The organism is Erwinia sp. JUb26, assembly GCF_003751505.1.
GTDB lineage: Bacteria > Pseudomonadota > Gammaproteobacteria > Enterobacterales > Enterobacteriaceae > Erwinia.
On record NZ_RJVB01000011.1, the window covers coordinates 13092 to 32369 of the forward strand.

At 54.7% G+C, this 19278-nt stretch carries 15 protein-coding genes; 6 read left to right on the forward strand and 9 right to left on the reverse strand.

Going from position 1 to position 19278, the window contains the following annotated elements; translation table 11 throughout:
• Positions 1-65: 65 nt before the first annotated feature.
• Positions 66-1475: a glutamate--ammonia ligase gene (gene glnA, locus EC836_RS22630; protein ID WP_123337369.1), complete on the reverse strand. Its 1410-nt coding sequence runs from the start codon at positions 1473-1475 to the stop codon at positions 66-68.
• A 437-nt stretch (positions 1476-1912) separates the two neighbouring features.
• On the opposite strand from glnA, the gene typA reads away from it, so the two are divergent.
• The 5 genes from typA to fabY all read left to right on the forward strand — a co-directional run bounded on the left by typA (position 1913) and on the right by fabY (position 6771).
• Entirely contained in the window at positions 1913-3736 is a 1824-nt protein-coding gene (gene typA / locus EC836_RS22635; RefSeq protein WP_123337371.1) for a ribosome-dependent GTPase TypA, read from the forward strand.
• A 131-nt stretch (positions 3737-3867) separates the two neighbouring features.
• On the forward strand, positions 3868-4464 hold the full coding sequence (yihX, locus tag EC836_RS22640) for a glucose-1-phosphatase (RefSeq protein WP_123337373.1): 597 nt from the start codon (positions 3868-3870) through the stop codon (positions 4462-4464).
• 2 nt (positions 4465-4466) lie between these two features.
• The gene (locus EC836_RS22645; protein ID WP_123337375.1) at positions 4467-5339 is read left to right on the forward strand and encodes a virulence factor BrkB family protein; all 873 of its coding nucleotides are present in this window, start codon (positions 4467-4469) and stop codon (positions 5337-5339) included.
• Positions 5336-5773, forward strand: coding sequence for a D-aminoacyl-tRNA deacylase (dtd, locus tag EC836_RS22650; protein WP_123337378.1), 438 nt, complete (start codon positions 5336-5338; stop codon positions 5771-5773). The genes EC836_RS22645 and dtd overlap by 4 nt, the downstream gene beginning before the upstream one ends.
• Positions 5774-5832: 59 nt before the next feature.
• Positions 5833-6771 (forward strand): fatty acid biosynthesis protein FabY, encoded by a 939-nt coding sequence (fabY, locus tag EC836_RS22655; protein ID WP_123337380.1) that lies wholly within the window; start codon positions 5833-5835, stop codon positions 6769-6771.
• Positions 6772-6861: 90 nt separating this feature from the next.
• Here fabY and EC836_RS22660 read toward each other — a convergent pair whose 3' ends face one another.
• From EC836_RS22660 to gmk, 7 genes are all read right to left on the reverse strand, one after another.
• Complete coding sequence (locus EC836_RS22660) at positions 6862-8541, reverse strand: AsmA family protein (protein WP_123337593.1); 1680 nt, start codon at positions 8539-8541, stop codon at positions 6862-6864.
• Positions 8542-8669: 128 nt separating this feature from the next.
• A complete protein-coding gene (locus EC836_RS22665) occupies positions 8670-10055 on the reverse strand; it encodes an NCS2 family protein (RefSeq protein WP_123337382.1) in 1386 nt (461 codons plus the stop codon).
• A 112-nt stretch (positions 10056-10167) separates the two neighbouring features.
• Entirely contained in the window at positions 10168-12249 is a 2082-nt protein-coding gene (recG, locus tag EC836_RS22670; RefSeq protein WP_123337384.1) for an ATP-dependent DNA helicase RecG, read from the reverse strand.
• On the reverse strand, positions 12249-12944 hold the full coding sequence (gene trmH / locus EC836_RS22675) for a tRNA (guanosine(18)-2'-O)-methyltransferase TrmH (RefSeq protein ID WP_123337386.1): 696 nt from the start codon (positions 12942-12944) through the stop codon (positions 12249-12251). The genes recG and trmH overlap by 1 nt, the downstream gene beginning before the upstream one ends.
• A 100-nt stretch (positions 12945-13044) precedes the next feature.
• Positions 13045-15162, reverse strand: coding sequence for a bifunctional GTP diphosphokinase/guanosine-3',5'-bis pyrophosphate 3'-pyrophosphohydrolase (spoT, locus tag EC836_RS22680; protein ID WP_123337388.1), 2118 nt, complete (start codon positions 15160-15162; stop codon positions 13045-13047).
• Between the two features lie 19 nt (positions 15163-15181).
• Positions 15182-15457 carry a DNA-directed RNA polymerase subunit omega gene (gene rpoZ, locus EC836_RS22685; protein ID WP_105594422.1) on the reverse strand — a complete coding sequence of 92 codons (276 nt, stop codon included), beginning with the start codon at positions 15455-15457 and terminating at the stop codon, positions 15182-15184.
• Positions 15458-15510: 53 nt separating this feature from the next.
• On the reverse strand, positions 15511-16134 hold the full coding sequence (gmk, locus tag EC836_RS22690) for a guanylate kinase (protein WP_123337390.1): 624 nt from the start codon (positions 16132-16134) through the stop codon (positions 15511-15513).
• Between the two features lie 258 nt (positions 16135-16392).
• Here gmk and ligB point away from each other — a divergent pair, with 258 nt between their 5' ends.
• Positions 16393-18045 carry an NAD-dependent DNA ligase LigB gene (gene ligB, locus EC836_RS22695; RefSeq protein WP_123337392.1) on the forward strand — a complete coding sequence of 551 codons (1653 nt, stop codon included), beginning with the start codon at positions 16393-16395 and terminating at the stop codon, positions 18043-18045.
• 34 nt (positions 18046-18079) lie between these two features.
• On the opposite strand, the gene EC836_RS22700 is transcribed toward ligB, so the two are convergent.
• Complete coding sequence (locus tag EC836_RS22700; protein ID WP_123337394.1) at positions 18080-18697, reverse strand: trimeric intracellular cation channel family protein; 618 nt, start codon at positions 18695-18697, stop codon at positions 18080-18082.
• Between the last annotated feature and the right edge of the window lie 581 nt (positions 18698-19278).

Consider the following 19278-nt stretch of genomic DNA (forward strand, 5'->3'; position numbering starts at 1 on the left):
TGCCACACGGGTGAGATCTTGGTTGCCGCCTCTCAGCGACAGGATATTCGCCGGGTTACTACTAATTAAACGCTGTAGTACAGTTCGAACTCAACTGGGTGCGGAGTCATACGAACGCGGTCCATCTCTTCCTGACGCAGGGCGATGTAAGCATCGATAGCGTCTTCGGTGAACACGCCGCCACGGGTCAGGAACTCGCGGTCTTCGTTCAGTGCAGCCAGTGCTTCGTCCAGAGAACCGGCCACTTTTGGAATCTCAGCTTCTTCTTCCGGCGGCAGGTCGTACAGGTTTTTGTCCATGGCATCGCCAGGGTGGATCTTGTTGATGATGCCGTCCAGGCCAGCCATCAGCAGTGCAGCGAAGCACAGGTACGGGTTAGCCGCTGGATCCGGGAAGCGCGCTTCGATACGACGTGCTTTCGGGCTGGTAACCACTGGGATACGGATTGAAGCAGAACGGTTACGGGCAGAGTAAGCCAACATTACTGGGGCTTCGTAGCCTGGGACCAGACGCTTGTAAGAGTTGGTGGTTGGGTTTGCCAGGGCGTTGATCGCTTTAGCGTGCTTGATAACACCACCGATGTAGAACAGTGCCATCTCAGACAGGCCGCCGTATTTGTCGCCGGCGAACAGGTTGGTGCCGCCTTTAGACAGAGACATGTGGCAGTGCATACCGGAGCCGTTGTCACCAAACATTGGCTTAGGCATGAAGGTTGCCGTTTTGCCGTAAGCGTGAGCAACGTTGTGGACAACGTATTTGTAGATCTGAATTTCGTCAGCTTTTTTGGTCATGGTGTTGAAGCGGGTAGCCACTTCGTTCTGACCAGCGGTTGCCACTTCGTGGTGGTGAGCTTCAACAACCAGGCCCATCTGCTCCATGGTCAGACACATGGCAGAACGGATATCCTGAGCTGAGTCAACCGGTGGCACTGGGAAGTAGCCGCCTTTCAGACCTGGACGGTGGCCTTTGTTGCCGCCTTCGTATTCTTTACCGGAGTTCCAGTAGGCTTCGATATCATCGATAGCAACGTGAGAACCTGAGGTGCTGCTGCCGAAACGAATGTCGTCGAACAGGAAGAACTCTGGCTCTGGTCCGAACAGCACGGTGTCCGCGATGCCGGAAGAGCGCAGGAAGTCTTCTGCACGCTTGGCGATGGAGCGTGGGTCACGGTCGTAGCCCTGCAGAGTGCCTGGCTCGAGGACGTCACAACGGATGATCAGGGTAGAGTCGGCGAAGAACGGATCGATCATCGCAGTAGTCGCGTCTGGCATCAGAACCATGTCAGATTCGTTGATACCTTTCCAGCCACCAATTGAGGAGCCGTCAAACATTTTGCCTTCTTCGAAGAAGTCAGCGTTAACCTGATGAGCGGGGATGGTCACGTGCTGCTCTTTACCTTTAGTGTCGGTAAAACGCAGGTCAACAAATTTGACTTCGTGTTCGTTCATCATCGACAGAACGTGTTCAGCGGACATACTTAACTCTCCTGGATTTTGTCATTGTCGTCGTGGTTAGAGAACTTTACGGGCGCGCTTTGCGCTTGGCTGCGCTGACTCCGAAAATTAAAGTGCTCTGACAAGCTATCAACCGTTGTGGAAACTGGCATTTTTCGCTTACAGATACTAAAGCGAAATCTATGCCAACTTTTTTATTCGGTGCAAAAAGCGCTATGATGCGCCCTCTCGGAAGACGAGGAATGCACCATGATGGAAAATACGCACTATTTTAGTGCCATTGTATGATAACTGGGCACCATTTTGGTGCAGATTTTCCGTGCAGTGCAATCTTTGCACTGTAAATGGCTTCAAATGCAATCCGAACAGTTATATTTCTATGAAATATGTGATCCTGTTCAGTCCTTCGATTAATCCGTGTACAATAGCGCGCTATTTCTAATGCCTGAGGCAAAGCTGTGATCGAAAATTTGCGTAACATCGCCATTATTGCCCACGTTGACCATGGTAAAACTACCCTGGTTGATAAGTTGCTGCAGCAGTCCGGGACCTTCGATGCCCGTACCGAAGCAACCGAACGCGTAATGGACTCCAACGATTTGGAGAAAGAGCGTGGGATTACCATCCTCGCAAAAAACACCGCCATTAAATGGAACGACTACCGCATCAACATCGTGGATACCCCAGGACACGCCGACTTCGGCGGTGAGGTTGAGCGTGTGATGTCAATGGTTGACTCGGTGCTGCTGGTTGTGGATGCAATGGATGGCCCTATGCCGCAAACCCGCTTCGTGACCAAAAAAGCGTTTGCTAATGGTCTGAAGCCGATTGTAGTTATCAACAAAGTTGACCGTCCTGGTGCGCGTCCTGACTGGGTAGTCGATCAGGTATTTGACCTGTTCGTCAACCTGGATGCGACCGACGAACAGCTGGACTTCCCGGTAATCTACGCGTCGGCGTTGAACGGTATCGCGGGTCTGGACCACAACGATATGGCGGAAGACATGACTCCGCTGTATCAGGCCATCGTTGACCGCGTATCGCCACCACAGGTTGAGCTGGAAGCGCCACTGCAGATGCAAATCTCGCAGCTGGACTACAACAACTACCTGGGCGTAATCGGTATCGGCCGTATCAAACGCGGTAAGGTTCGTCCGAACCAGCAAATCACCGTGGTTGATAGCGAAGGTAAAACTCGCAACGCTAAAGTCGGTAAAGTTCTGACCCACATGGGTCTGGAGCGTATCGAAGCCACTGAAGCGGAAGCGGGCGACATCATCGCCATCACCGGTCTGGGTGAGCTGAACATCTCTGACACCATCTGCGATCCGCAGAACGTGGAAGCGCTGCCGGCCCTGAGCGTTGATGAACCAACCGTAACCATGTTCTTCTGCGTTAACACCTCTCCGTTCTGCGGTAAAGAAGGTAAGTATGTGACTTCACGTCAGATCCTTGACCGTCTGAACAAAGAACTGGTGCACAACGTGGCGCTGCGCGTGGAAGAAACCCCGGACGCGGATGCGTTCCGTGTTTCTGGTCGTGGTGAGCTACACCTGTCAGTTCTGATCGAAAACATGCGTCGTGAAGGTTTCGAGCTGGCGGTATCCCGTCCGAAAGTTATCTTCCGCGAGTTCGAAGGCCGTAAGCAAGAGCCATTCGAAAACGTGACCCTCGACATTGAAGAGCAGCATCAGGGCTCCGTGATGCAGGCGATGGGTGAGCGTAAAGCTGACATGAAAAACATGGATCCGGATGGTAAAGGCCGCGTGCGTCTTGACTACGAGATCCCAAGCCGTGGTCTGATCGGTTTCCGTAACGAATTCATGACCATGACTTCCGGTACTGGCCTGCTGTACTCCACCTTCAGCCACTACGACGACGTTCGTCCGGGCGAAGTGGGCCAGCGTCAGAACGGCGTGCTGATCTCTAACGGCCAGGGTAAAGCGGTAGCCTTCGCCCTGTTCAGCCTGCAGGATCGCGGTAAGCTGTTCCTGGGTCACGGTGCAGAAGTGTATGAAGGCCAGATCATCGGTATTCACTCACGTTCTAACGATCTGACCGTGAACTGCCTGACCGGTAAAAAACTGACTAACATGCGTGCTTCCGGTACTGACGAAGCCACCACTCTGGTTCCACCACAGAAAATGACTCTGGAGCAGGCTCTGGAATTCATCGATGATGACGAACTGGTAGAAGTGACTCCGCAGTCCGTACGTATCCGTAAACGTCACCTGACTGAGAACGATCGTAAACGCGCAAACCGCGGACCGAAAGAGTCTTAATTCGACGAATCAGTTAAGTAAAGGCCGGAGCAATCCGGCCTTTTTTTTGTCCGTAGTTTCCCGCCGTTACCTGTTCAGCCTCCGATTTTACCGCTAGAGTGAATAACTCAGCGGAACAAATGGAGAGGGCTATGCTGTATATCTTTGATCTGGGTAATGTCATTGTCGATATTGATTTCAGACGGGTTTTGGGCGCCTGGAGCGATCTCGGTCGCGTACCGCTGGCCACGCTGCAAAGCCGTTTTCACATGGGCGAACCTTTTTTCCAGCACGAACGCGGTGAAATCAGCGACGAACAGTTTGCGGCGCAAATGTGTGAGCAGCTGGATATTGCGCTCGGATTTGAACAGTTCGCCGTCGGCTGGCAGGCCGTATTTGTCGGCGTACGTCCGGAAGTGATTGCCATCATGCACAAACTGCGCGAGCAGGGCGATCGCGTGGTCATTTTATCGAATACCAATCGGCTGCACTGCGAGTTCTGGCCAACCGAGTATCCCGAAGTCAAAAACGCGGCCGATAAAATTTACCTGTCGCAGGAAATGGGACTACGTAAGCCGGACCCTGAAATTTATCAGCGCCTGCTGAACGAAGAAGAAGCCTCCGCGCAGGACGCCATTTTCCTCGATGACAACCTCGAGAACGTTCTGGCCGCGCGCGCGTTGGGCATCCACAGTGTCCACGTGACCGATGCCAGCGTGGTACCGGCGTTCTTCGCCGATCGTAAATAATCGTGCGTTTACTTAACCACTCTCGGCATCGCCTGCATGCTGTCTGGCAGTATGTAAAATTGCTGTGGCGGCGAACGGATGAAGACGGCATGACCATGCTGGCGGGCCATCTCGCCTATGTGTCACTGCTTTCTCTGGTCCCGCTGGTTGCCGTGGTGTTCGCGTTGTTCGCTGCATTTCCAATGTTCTCGGAGGTCAGCACGCAGATTAAAGATTTTGTCTTCAATAATTTTGTCCCGGCAGCGGGGACGACCATTCAGAATTACCTCGAACAGTTCGTGGCGAACGTTAATAAAATGACCACGGTCGGCGTGGGTGGGCTGATCGTCACCGCGCTGCTGCTGATGTACTCCATTGATTCTGCACTGAATACGATCTGGCGGAGCAAAAGAACACGACCGCTGATTTACTCGTTTGCTATCTACTGGATGATCCTGACCCTGGGGCCGCTGCTGGTGGGAGCCAGTCTGGCCATCAGTTCTTACCTGCTCTCCCTGCACTGGGCGACGGTCAGCGGCGTTTCCTGGGCGATTGACGTGATGCTGCGTATTTTTCCGTTGCTCCTTTCCTGCCTTTCATTCTGGTTACTTTACAGTATTGTGCCCACCACTGAGGTTGCCGCGCGTGATGCGCTTGTCGGGGCACTGGTTGCAGGAGTACTGTTCGAGCTGGGGAAAAAGTGTTTTGCCCTCTATGTTACGATGTTCCCCTCGTACCAGTTAATTTATGGGGTACTGGCCGTGATACCCATTGTTTTTTTATGGGTTTACTGGACCTGGTGTATCGTACTGCTAGGGGCTGAAATCACGGCTTCGCTGGGTGACTACCGTCAGCTGAAACAAGAAGAACAAGAAAAAGAGAACGAGGAACTATGATTGCCTTAATTCAACGGGTGCTTGCTGCCAGCGTCACGGTGGCCGGTGAAACCATCGGGGAAATCGGGCCAGGGCTGCTTGTCCTGCTCGGCGTAGAAAAAGGGGATACCCCTGAGAGTGCACGTAAGCTATCCAGTAAAGTGCTGGGCTACCGTATTTTCGGTGACGACAACGACAAAATGAATCTGAACGTGCAGCAGGCAAATGGCAGCGTGCTGGTGGTATCGCAGTTTACGCTGGCTGCCGATACGCAAAAGGGCCTGCGCCCCAGCTTCTCCGGTGGCGCAGAGCCGGTCGAGGCTGAAAAGCTCTATGAGTATTTTACCACCTGCTGTCGCGAGCAGGGGATAACGACGGAAACCGGACAATTTGCCGCTGATATGCAGGTGGCACTGGTGAACGATGGCCCGGTAACCTTCTGGTTGCAGGTTTGACGCCGCTGGCCGAACGGCAAAGGAACAGCCTGGCGAGCGCAGACAGAGAGAATCACTTTATGTATCACCTCCGGGTGCCAGAAACTGCAGAAGAGTTAGATACCTACTATCAGTTCCGTTGGGAAATGCTGCGTAAGCCGCTGCATCAGCCCATGGGATCGGAGCGCGATGCCTGGGATGCCCTGGCGCATCACCAAATGGTGGTCGATGAGCAGGGGCAGCCGGTTGCCGTCGGCAGGTTGTACATTAATGCCGATAACGAAGCCGCCATTCGCTTTCTCGCCGTCCATCCATCGGTACAGGGAAAGGGGCTGGGAACGCTGGTGGCGATGACGCTGGAGTCCGTTGCCAGACAGGAAGGCGTCAAGCGGGTGGTGTGTAGCGCTCGTGAGGATGCCGTGGATTTCTTCTCCAAGCTGGGCTATCTCAATCAGGGCGAGATCACCGCGCCGCAAACTACCCCGGTGCGCCACTTTTTAATGATTAAACCGGTCGTCACGCTGGACGATATTCTGCACCGCGCAGACTGGTGTGGCCAGCTGCAGCAGGCATGGTATGAACACATCCCCCTCAGCGAGAAAATGGGCGTGCGCATTCTGCAGTACACCGGGCAGAAATTTGTCACCACCATGCCGGAGACCGGAAATCAGAATCCCCATCACACGCTGTTCGCCGGCAGTCTGTTTTCCCTGGCTACACTCACCGGCTGGGGGCTGATTTGGCTGCTTCTGCGTGAACGGCACCTGGGAGGCACCATCATTCTGGCCGACGCGCATATTCGCTACAGCAAGCCCATCAGCGGCAGGCCCGGTGCGATTGCCAATCTGGGATCGCTCAGCGGTGATTTAGACCGCCTCGCCCGCGGTCGCAAGGCGCGCGTGCAGCTGGAAGTCGAGCTGTTTGGCAATGATGAATCCGGCGCGGTGTTTGAAGGGGTATATATCGTTTTGCCTGCCGATCCCGACGGACCTCTGGAATCTGGCGGTTCGGGGCACTAATTTTTATTACTTCGCGTTTAGCCAGTTTGCTCCAGGCGGCTCAAACTGGCTATTTCCCATCGAATCACGCTTTATCGTTTAGCGGACCGTTTATTGATTGCCGCGCACTTCGCCGTTAATCATCTGCTGTTGGAGGGAAGTATCAGCCGGGGTGGCGGAAAGCGAGGCGTTCACCGTAGGTTTTAACGGTTTTTCCCGTTGCAGCAGGGCCTTACCGCTGAGTTGAAGATTGCCTTTACCCTGTGCCAGCGGCGGCCAGCCCCAATTCTGCAGCAGGTTGACCTGCACCTGGCGACCATTGAGGGTAAAGGACGTGGCTCTGTCTGGCTGTTGGCTGACAGTGGCTTTGCCTTCCAGCATGCCATCACCGCTAAACGCGCTCATTTCCGTGATGTTAATATTATCGTCGTCGGCGGCCAGCGTGAGCGACGGGTGACGAACATCAACGCGGTTGAAGGTGGCTTCAGCCGCATTCAGGCTCAGATTACCCGCCCAGACTCCCCACTGATGGCTGCGTGCCAGCAGCAGATTACTGCCCGTACCTTCCAGAGACGTCATCTGGAAAGGGAATGCCGGATCGATATCAATGATCAGATTGCGATTGGCACTGAATCTCTTGATTTCAACGCTATCCAGCCAGCCCGGCAGCGTTTGCATCCAGCGCTCACGCCAGGTTGAGGGAAGCGTGTACTCCAGACCGGCAATGACCACTTCATCAAGGTTCAGCTTTTTATCGCTGCGGTTCCAGTTGCCCTGTGCGCGGATCAGGCCGTTAACCCAGCGTGAACTGAACTGCGAAAGCTCAACGCCCTGCGGGGAAAAGTCGAGACTGGCTATGGGGTCGTCCAGCTGCAGGCTGCCGTTGACAAAGCTACTGGCGTTCATCGCCAGCGATCCGCCATCGCTCTGCCAGTCACCGTGGATCAGGGTGATATTTTTAAGCACTAAATCTAAATCGGTCACCGCCCAGTCGCGCCCTTCCAGGCGAGCATCGGTGACATCAACTCTCCCCAGCCGAATCTCAGGAAGAGACAGCAGCGGCTGTAAAAAATCACTCAGCGTTTTATCACTTTGCAGACGTATGCTGTTGAGGCGCAGGCTGGAAATCTGCCAGTTACCGGCCGCATCACGGCGTGCGTTCGCCGTCGCTGAACCGCGTGCAACATCGGCACCCAGATTGCTAATCGTCCATTCCTGGCCCTTCACACTGCCTTCAATCAGTGCGTTAGCCGCCGGTACGCCATTCAGCACCAGAGATCCGGCGCTGATCTGAAAACTTGCCTGATAGTCCGGCCGGGCAGTGGCTTCCGGCTGCCAGGGAATAATGCCACCGTCTACCCGCTGTGCCTGTAATGACCCGCCATCCTGGGAGCGATTTAGCGCCATCTGGCTAAACTGGAGCCTGTCGGCCTGCAAAGAAACCGGCGGGGCGCCGTTATTCAGATTTAACGTTCCCTGATTCAGCCGGATGCTGGAGAAATGAAGTGGATTGCTGAACTGCTTAAGGCTCAGGCCGAGGTCAACGCGCTTAGCGACCAGCGTCGCGGGTTGGCCATCGTGGCCGAAGGCAACATCATCAAGCAGGAGATGGCTGGGACGAGAAAAGTCATGCTCAATTTTACTCATGGTGAGCTGATAGGCGGTGTCATCACTGATCTGGCGGCTAATCCATCCTGCACCCCACTGGGTTTGCAGCAGCACATAAAGAGCAACGATGACCAGCAGCAACACCAGCAGCAGCGTGAGCAGAACTTTTCCGAGAAACTTCATGGCAACCATCCCGTGGAAAATCGGTAATGGCTTGTTATGCCTGATTTATCGCCGTTTCTCAACCGGGAAGGCACTGACAGGGCCGAAATTATCTGCCCTGTCAGCGTACGACTCTGACCGCTGCGGAATTATTTTTCCTGCGGGAACACCAGATTCAGAACAATAGCAGTGATCCCGCCCGCCGCGATGCCGGAAGAGAGCAGGGTTTTCAGCCAGTCAGGGGCGAACTGCAGGATCAGCGGCTGCTGGGATACGCCCAGGCCAACTGCCAGCGACAGCGCAATAATCATAATCGCACGGCGGTTTAGCGGCTCGCGTGACACGATGCGCACGCCGGAAGCGGCGATGGTACCAAACATGACAATCGTCGCTCCGCCCAGCACCGGTTCAGGAATATGCTGCACAAAACCGCTGACGGCCGGGAACAGCCCCAGCACAATCAGCATCAGCGCCACGACAAAACCTACGTAGCGGCTGGCAACGCCGGTCAGCTGGATCACGCCATTATTCTGCCCAAAGCAGGAGTTGGGAAAGGTATTGAACAGCGCAGATACGCAGGAGTTAAGGCCGTTAGCCAGCACGCCCCCCTTCAGTCGCTTCATATACAGCGGGCCACTGACCGGCTGCTCGGAAACGTCGGAGGTCGCGGTAATGTCGCCAATGGTTTCCAGCGAGGTCACCATAAATACCAGCATCAGCGGGATCAGCAGATTCCAGTCGATACCCAGTCCGTAATACAGCGGCATCGGGATCGCCACCAGAGAGGTATTGCCTGGCGCGGTATCGGCCGGCAGCATACCCAGCGCCCACGCCAGCAGATAGCCAACGGCCATGGCGATCACCAGTGAAGCAACGCGCAGGTAGGGATTACGCTGGCGGTTAAGCAGAATAATCACCGCCAGAACGGCTCCGGCCAGCAGCAGGTTTTTAGGTGCGCCGAAAGTATGGTCGTTCATCGCCGCATAGCCGCCGCCGATGGAGGTCAGGCCGACCTGAATCAGCGACAGGCCGATAATCATCACCACCACACCGGAAACCAGCGGGGTAATGACCCGGCGCGCGAGGTGCAGAACGCGGGACAGGGCCATTTCCGTGCAGGAGGCGAGCATCAGCGTGCCGAACAGGGCAGCCATCATGGTCGGGACGTCAGCACCGCCGTTCTTCAGCGCCAGCCCGCCCATAATCAGCGGAGAAACAAAGTTAAAGCTGGTTCCCTGGATAGAGAGCAGCCCGGAACCCACCGGTCCCCATGTTTTGATCTGCAGAATCGATGCCACGCCGGAAGCGAACAGCGACATGCTGATGATGTGCTGCGTATCCTGCGCCGGTAAGCCGAGGGCCTGACAAATCAGCAGCGCCGGTGTGATGACCGCAACGAACATCGCCAGCAGGTGCTGACAGGCGGCAAACAGAGTCTGAGGGAGCGGTGGACGGTCTTCAAGACGATAAATCAACTCACTGTTGCTCACCGGAGCAGGTTGGTGGGCAGCGGCATCATGGGCATCAACGGACATGTTCGGGGTTCCAGCGGGAATAAAGTGGCGATTTTAATCCTCTGTCGTTGAAAAGCAAACGTTTGCTGGTGGCAACCATTGACGTAGAGGTCGACGAAGAAGGCCAGGTGTTTCAGGCGTTGGTGTAGCGCTCGGTTTCAGGCAGCCAGCGTTCAATCAGTGCCTGCGCCTGCTGGGGATAGTGTTGATGAATATGGCGAGCAACACGCTGAACTTCCGGGATCATCGCGCCATCGCGCAGTAGATCGGCGACTTTAAACTCGGCATTGCCGGTCTGACGCGTGCCCAGCAGCTCGCCGGGGCCGCGGATTTCGAGATCGCATTGGGCAATAACAAAACCATCATTACTGTCGCGCAGAACCTGGAGGCGTTTTTGTGCGGTTTTGCTCAGCGGGGCTTTATACAGTAGTACGCAGTGAGAAGCGACCGCGCCGCGCCCGACTCGCCCGCGCAGCTGATGCAGCTGCGCCAGCCCCAGTCGTTCCGGGTTTTCAATAATCATCAGGCTGGCGTTAGGGACATCAACCCCGACTTCAATCACCGTGGTGGCGATCAGCAACTGAATTTCACCGGCCTTAAAGGCCTGCATCACGGCCTGTTTCTCCGCCGGTTTCATACGACCGTGCACCAGGCCAACCTGCAAATCAGGCAGCGCCAGTTTCAACTCTTCCCAGGTGGCTTCAGCCGCCTGCGCTTCCAGCAGCTCTGACTCTTCAATCAGGGTACATACCCAGTACGCCTGACGGCCTTCTGCACTACAGGCGCTTTTAACGCGGGCGATAATATCCGCACGGCGCGTATCTGGGATGGCCACGGTGGTGACAGGCGTTCTACCCGGCGGCAGTTCGTCGATGGTTGAGGTATCAAGGTCGGCATAGGCGGTCATCGCCAGGGTACGTGGAATCGGCGTGGCGGTCATAATCAGCTGATGCGGGTGGAAACCCTGCTCTACGCCTTTTTCCCACAGTGCCAGGCGCTGGTGGACGCCAAAGCGATGCTGCTCATCGATAATCACCAGCGCCAGGCCGTTAAACTGCACCTGCTCCTGGAATATCGCGTGGGTCCCGACAATCATCGATACCTGACCGCTGGCAATGGCCTCCTGCTGGGCAAGGCGAGCCTTACCTTTCTGTTTTCCGGCCAGCCAGCCCACTTCAATCCCCAGCGGAGCAAACCACTGGCGGAAGTTATTGGCGTGCTGTTCGGCCAGCAGTTCCGTGGGGGCCATCAGCGCAACCTGTTTTCCCCAGGCAATCACATTCAGTGCCGCCAGGGCTGCCACCAGCGTTTTACCTGAGCCAACGTCGCCCTGCACCAGGCGCATCATCGGATAATCTTTCGCGAGATCCGCTTCTATCTCACGCCCAACGCGCTGTTGAGCGCCGGTAGGACGGAACGGGAGCGCGGCGAGTAATTGTTCGCTGAGGGTGTGGCGGGGTGACATGGCCAGCGCGTGATAGCGCTGTGCACCGGCGCGTACCGCCAGCATGCTGAGATTGTGGGCCAGCAGTTCTTCCATAATCAACCGGCGCTGTGCTGGATGGGTGCCGCTGTCGAGATCGCTCAGGGCGATATCCGGCGGTGGGCGATGCAGAGTTCGCAGCGCCTCCGGCAGTCCAATCATTCCCTGGCTCAGTTCCGGCGGCAGCAGTTCGGCAATGGCGCAGGTGTCCAGCAGGGCAAGCGCCTGATCGGTCAGGTTGCGCAGCGTGGCCTGGCGGATGCCTTCGGTGGTGGAATAGACCGGAGTCAGCGTTTCCTGCAGACCGGTCACACCCTGTTCACCCTGAATCTTATATTCCGGGTGAATGATTTCGGCGCCGCGCTGGCCGCGCTTGATTTCACCATAGGCGGTCACGCGCCGCCCGATGGCCAGGCTGTTTTTCATCCCTGCATTAAAATTGAAGAAGCGCAGCGTCAGCACGCCGGTGCCATCGCTAATCTGGCAGGTTAGCATGCGGCGGCGGCCAAAGCTGATATCGCAGTGCAGCACGTCACCTTCAACGGTGGCAAAGATGCCCGGCAGCAGATCGTTAATGGTATAAAGCTGAGTACGATCTTCATAACGCATCGGCAGATGCAGTAGCAGATCCTGAACGGTAAGCAGGCCTATTTTAGCCAGCTTTGCTGCCTGATTGGCACCCACGCCGGTGAGCGTATTCAGCGGAATGGCATCCAGCAGGCGGCCCTGCATTATTTCATCGCCTTTGACTGCATCGTTGCCCACCACTCAGGGTCTGCTTCTACTTCGCCACAGTCGTTGATCACCGGGTAGGGCAGACTTTTCTGCTTCGCAACGCGCGCCAGCACCGGGTAGCCGCCTTCAAACAGCAGACGCTGCTGCTCGGCGTAAGGTAGTGTGCTTTCATGGCGCAGGTACATACCTGCATTCTGGCGCTGACGCTGGGCTTCATACAGGATCAGTGCGGAGGCTACGGAGACGTTCAGCGACTGCACCATACCAATCATTGGAATGATGATGTCCTGGTCGGCCAGATCCAGTGCTTCCTGAGTGATACCGGTTTTTTCCTGGCCCATCAAAATACAGGTAGGGCGGGTGTAGTCGATTTCGCGGAAATCGACGGCTTTATCCGACAGGTTGGTCGCCAGAATCTGCATATCCTGGCTTTTAAGATGCTGCACGGCTTCAGAAATGCTTCGGTGCGTTTTTACCTGCACCCAGCTGTTGCTACCGGCGGCGGATGACACCATGGTGCGCATACGGCTCCCGGGCCAGACGGCATGCACTTCATGCACGCCAACGGCATCGGCAGTACGGATCACCGCAGAAACGTTATGGGGCTTATGAACCTGCTCCATACAGACCGTCAGATCGTGCTGGCGTGCGGCCAGCATTTCACGGATACGGGCATAACGTTGTGCATTCATGCGAAGAATAACTCCCTGAAAATGGTAATTCCGTCGCGGTACGATAAATCGACGATCGGGTGAAAGGCGACTAAAGCGAAGACGTGCTCCGCTTTAGTCCTTAGTTGCGGTTACGATGCACCTTGATGACATCCGGCATTACGCGGATTTTACGCATAATGTTAGCCAGATGAACGCGATCGCGCGCCGTCAGACGGATAAAGGCGCTGTACACGCGGCCATCTTTCTCTTCGGTATTCAGGCTCTGAATATTAGAACCCGCGGTATTAATTGCCGCAGTCAGATTAGCCAGCGCACCCTGGTGGTTAAACATATCCACTTTGATTTCGGCGACAAATTCCTGTTCGGTGTCTTTGTCCCACTCTACCGCCATGAATTTCTCAGGCTCTTTCTGGTAGCCGCGGATATTCCGGCAGGATTCGTGGTGAACCACCAGACCTTTACCCGGGCTCACGTGGGCAACGATCGGGTCACCGGGAATCGGGCGACAGCACTTGGCGAAGGTAATCAGGACGCCGTCAGCACCTTTAATCGGCAGCTTGCTGCGAGAAGGCGAGGACGTTGGCGTTTCAGCCGGAGCAGCGTCACTGTGCTGGAGATTCTTCGCCACGACCACGCTCATTGCATTACCCAGGCCAATTTCCGCCAGCAAATCGTCCAGCGTGGCGAGCTTCATGCGCTCAAGTTCGTGCTGAACATTGGCTTCAGGTATTTCGGCCAGCTTGCGGCTGCCGCCGAGGGCATGATTAAGCAGACGTCGGCCAAGGCTGACGGAGTCATCGCGCTTCAGGTTTTTCAGCAGTTGACGAATTTTGGCGCGCGCTTTCGAGCTGACGACAAAGTTCAGCCACGCCGCATTCGGCCGCGCGCCCGGCGCGGTAATAATCTCTACCGTTTGCCCGCTGGTCAGCGATTGTGACAGTGGATAAGGCTGGCGATCGACGCGGGCCCCAACGCAGGCATGGCCGATATCGGTATGCACCGCATAGGCAAAATCAACCGGCGTTGCTCCAGCAGGAAGCTCAACGATGCGGCCTTCCGGGGTGAAAACGTAAATCTCGTCCGGGAACAGATCGGATTTTACGCTTTCGATAAATTCAAATGAGCTACCGGCGCTCTGCTGCAGCTCCAGCAGGCTTTGCAGCCAGCGCTGGGCGCGAATTTGTGCGGTGGTGCTGCTTTCGCCCTGTTCTTTATAAGCCCAGTGCGCTGCTACCCCCATTTCCGCCATCTGATCCATATCTTCAGTACGGATCTGCACCTCAACCGGCACGCCGTGCGGGCCGATCATCGAGGTGTGCAGCGACTGATAGCCGTTAGCCTTAGGAATCGCGATGTAGTCTTTGACTCGCCCCGGACGCGGCTTATACAGGCTGTGCATCTGGCCGAGAACGCGATAGCAGGTATCCATATCATGCACGATCACCCGGAAAGCGTAGATATCCATAATCGAATGAAAACGCTGTTCTTTCAGGTGCATTTTGCAATAGATGGAATAGAGGTGCTTCTCGCGGCCGCTTACACGGCAGGGAATACCGGCTTCCTGCAGGCGACCGTCGATTTCTGAGAGGATCTTCTGAATCATCTCTTTACGGTTGCCGCGCGCGGCCTTCACCACCTCTTTAATTACCCGATAGCGGTTGGGATACAGGGCTTCAAAGCCCAGTTCTTCCAGCTCGGTTTTAAGATGGTGAATACCCAGACGGTGCGCCAGAGGACTGTAAATTTCCAGCGTTTCCAGAGCGATACGCCGCCGTTTATCCGGACGTAAAGAACCCAGCGTGCGCATATTGTGCGTACGGTCGGCCAGCTTGATCAGAATGACGCGAATATCCTGCACCATCGCCATGATCATCTTGCGGAAGTTTTCCGCCTGCGCTTCTTTTTTGTCGCGGAATTTCAGCTTATCAAGTTTGGACACGCCTTCGACCAGCTCAGCAACGCTTTTGCCGAACAGCTGTTCCATATCCTGATACGTAGCGGGGGTGTCTTCGATAACATCGTGCAGCAGAGCGGCCATGAGCGTTTCATGGTCGAGCTTCATCTCTGCCAGGATGCAGGCAACGGCTACCGGGTGAGTAATATAGGGTTCACCGCTGGAGCGTGTCTGTCCCTCGTGAGCATCACGTGCGACAAGATAAGCTTGCTTGAGGCGCTTTATTTGCTCCTCAGGCAAGTATTTTTCAATCAGTTGATTGAGGCTTTCAAACAGATACAAGGCGAGCCTTCAGATCCGATTAACGACGACCTTCAGCGATAGCGGTCACAGCCTGAATTTCAGCGGCTTCCTGCTCTTGCTGTTCCTGACGATCGCGCACGTCAAGGATCTGATTAGTGATCAGGCCCTCTTCGATTTCGCGCAGTGCGATAACGGTAGATTTATCGTTTTCTTCTGGAACCAGTGGATCTTTACCACCAACCTGCATCTGACGTGCGCGACGTGCTGCCACCAGAACCAGGTCAAAACGGTTACCAATTTTTTCTACTGCGTCCTGTACGGTTACGCGTGCCATAAGTGTGATACTCCACGGGTGAAGAAATGACTCGGCATAATACTGAGTTGTCCTCAGTCTGCCAATAGTTTGCGAATTAAAGCATCATGACGGGCTTTTTGACGGCCCATGCGCAGACGCTCTGCGCGAATGATGGTCTTTAGATCGGACAAAGCCAGATCGAAATCATCATTCACGATTAAATAGTCGTATTCGGCATAGTGGCTCATTTCTGCCACGGCCTGTTCCATACGTCGGGTTATCACCTCTTCACTGTCCTGCCCACGCCCACGCAGGCGACGATCCAGTTCATCTTTCGAAGGCGGCAACACGAAAATGCTGCGCGAAGCCGGCATTTTCTGACGAATCTGTTTGGCACCCTGCCAGTCGATATCAAGAAAAACATCAACGCCGGTAGCCAGAACCTGCTCAATCGCCTTGCGGGAGGTTCCGTAATAATTACCGAACACTTCGGCATGTTCCAAAAAGGCATCTTCGCTAATCATGGAACGAAACTCATCGTGGTTAACGAAGTAGTAATGTTCGCCGTGATTTTCACCAGGCCGCACGCCGCGAGTGGTATGTGAAATAGAAACCTGTGTGTCGTACAGCGGTTGCGTTTTTAACAGTGCCTGAATCAGGCTGGATTTACCCGCGCCGCTGGGGGCGGAAACAATATAAAGCGTGCCTTGAGCCATGATTATTCTTGATATGCCAATAAAGCGGAGTCTACTTCCTGCACAGTATACACATGTGCAGCCCTTCATGCAGCGTTTCGGCTGAGTAATGCGCCATTTTATCCGAAAACGGACAGCATCACGCAAAAGATTGTGTTCAACCTACTGTTGCAGAAAAAGTCTCAGGGCCTGTTTCCAGAATCCTGATTTGCCGCTCGTCAGCCCGATCCTGCTGCGCTTTACTGCAGCCTGTCGGTGGTTCACTTGGGAGAGGCAGGGATGCGACATCTGTTATTAGCGATCGGGCTATTCAGTGCATTTTCACAGGCAGAGTGCCCGGTCTGGACGCCCGCGAGGCAAATTGTTGAAATCGCGGCGTTGGAAAAGCAGTTACGGCAGTGGGATGACGCTTATTACCGTCAGGGAGTCGGGCTGGTGACCGACGAGCGTTACGACGCTTTGCAGTCAAGGCTGCAGAGCTGGCAACGTTGCTTTCAGCCTGACAGCGATTTACGCCACCCTCAGCTATCCACAGATGGCAAAATTCTCCATCCCGTTGCTCACGTTGGAGTGAAAAAGCTGAAGGATAAGCAGGCAGTGGCTGGCTGGATGGAGAACCGGCGTGATTTATGGGTGCAGCCGAAAATAGACGGTGTTGCCGTTACGCTGGTCTACCAGGATGGGCAACTGCAGCGGGCAATTAGCCGTGGTGATGGTCTGCGTGGTGAAGACTGGACGGAAAAGGCCCGACGGATACCCGCCATACCGCAATCTATTCCATTTCGTGAGGGGCAGGCTGTGTTCCAGGGAGAACTTTACCTGATGATGAACGGTCATCGGCAGGCGCAGCACGGTGGTAAAAATGCCCGTTCAAAGGTTGCTGGCGCGCTGATGGCAAAACAGCAGACTGATGTGCTGGGCAATCTCGGGTTGTTTATCTGGGCCTGGCCGGATGGCCCGCCAACGCTGGCGAAGCGCCTTAAAGGAATACGCGATGCTGGATTTACCGATATCGGTCCCTGGACCCGCTCAGTACAGGATGCCGATGCCGTGCAGAAGTGGCGCAGGCGCTGGTTCGAATCGCCGTTACCTTTTGTGACCGACGGCGTTGTTGTTCACAGCGATCCCGGATTGCAAGGGAGCCTGTGGATGCCCGATCTCGGCAACTGGGCCGTCGCCTGGAAATACCCACCGCCGCTGGTTAGCAGCGAGGTAAGGGATGTGGCATTCACCATCGGTCGCAGTGGAAAAATTAGCGTGGTGCTGAACCTTGAACCCGTGCAGCTTGATGACAAACGGGTGAGCCGGGTCAGTATCGGCTCACTGAAGCGCTGGCGTGAAAAAGATATTGTTCCCGGGGATCAGGTGACCGTCGGTCTGGCGGGGCAGGGGATCCCGCGGCTGGAAGAGGTGAGCTGGCGTGTAGCCGAGCGCCTCTATCCGCGTCCCCCGGATCGGCGGCAGTATACGATGTTGAGCTGTTTCCAACCCGTAAAGGGCTGCAAAGCCCAATTTTTGGCTCGCCTGGAGTGGCTTGGTGGCAAACAGGCGCTGAACTTTTCGGGCATCGGCCCCCGAACCTGGCAGCGCCTGGTAAATTCGGGCAGTCTGACCCATCTGTTTTCATGGGTAACGCTGTCAGAGGAAAGGCTACGGACATCCATCAGTGTTAATCAACATATTGCGCATATTCTCTGGCAGCAGTTTCAACTGAGCCGCCAGCAGCCTTTTAAACGCTGGGTCAGAGCGCTGGGAGTGCCTGTGCCGGAGTCGGCCTTACGGGCACTCACCGATGACAGTTGGGATGAACTTCTTTCACGAACGGAAGAACAGTGGCTGAAACTGCCCGGAATTGGGGTGAAACTGGCGCGGCAGATTGGCGTTTTCCTGAACCATCCGGAGGTACGGGAAATGATAGCCGCGCTGAAGTAAGCCGATACGCTACAATTCGCCTGGCTGAGGGGGCTCAGTGGTCACCGTGCGGGTAGTTGAACACCGGCAGGCCCAGTTTGAAACGAAGCGCCAGCAAACGGGCAACAAAGCCGCAGATCAGGGTGATGATGACCACGGTTTCCATCGCAAGCGCAGTTTTTGACAGCAAAATGTAGACCCATCCTGATGCAAAGGCGATTCCGGCATAGAGCTCTTTTTGGAAAACCAGCGGAATGCGATTGCAAAACATATCACGCAAAACCCCACCAAAAACACCGGTGACGACGGCGCTGATAGCGGCAATAATCCCGGCATGCCCCATATCAAGGGCAACCTGCGCGCCCAGTATTGAAAATACCACCAGTCCCAGCGCATCAAGCACCAGAAATACCTTACGCAAGTGGGGCATGAGCGGAGCGGCAAGGGTGGTAATGACCGCCGCAGCGGCGACGATCATGATGTATTCAGGATGCTTAACCCAGCCCAAAGGATAGTGGCCCAGCAGCATATCGCGTACCGAGCCGCCGCCAATCGCGGTGACTGAGGCGATGATGATGACGCCGAACATGTCCATCTTACGGCGACCCGCGGCAAGAGCCCCGGTCATGGCTTCAGCAGTGATGCCGATAATGTAAAGCACGGTGAGTAACATGGTCTGCTCCTGGATAGAGGGCGCAAGCCTAAGGGGTTATCGGACTCCCGGCGACTGAATTTTTCTCAGGGAGAGACTGAAATATTAGTTTTAATAATTAAATAAGGTTTATTAATGCGCATTATTCAGTTATCTAATTGTTTTTGTTGTTATTAATTATTATCTTGCTTTCGTCTTTTGAATTTCATGTATTAATAAAAGTTATTCATACAATCTGGTGGCGGGGGTGAAAAAACGTACAGGCCGCAGTTGATTTTCACGACCCTACAGGTCCCCAGTCGTGAAGGAGTAGATATACACTATGACATTATCTGAATCGGTAAATAGTTGCGATAATTATTGATTGAAGTCTGTTACACGATTTTATTATTCGTTCGTTTTTTGTGGTTGTTGTTTTGACCTTTCTGGCTGTGATGTGTAGAAAAGGGTATACTACTGAATTAATCTGATTAGGATAGATATCCTGTCATGATCTTAATTATAAAGAGGTGGTCTATATACTGATGTAATTAGTGGGATAGGTAATTTAATGGATGGTTTTAGTGTAAGTGGTGGTAGTTTGCAGGGCGATAAAGCGTTAA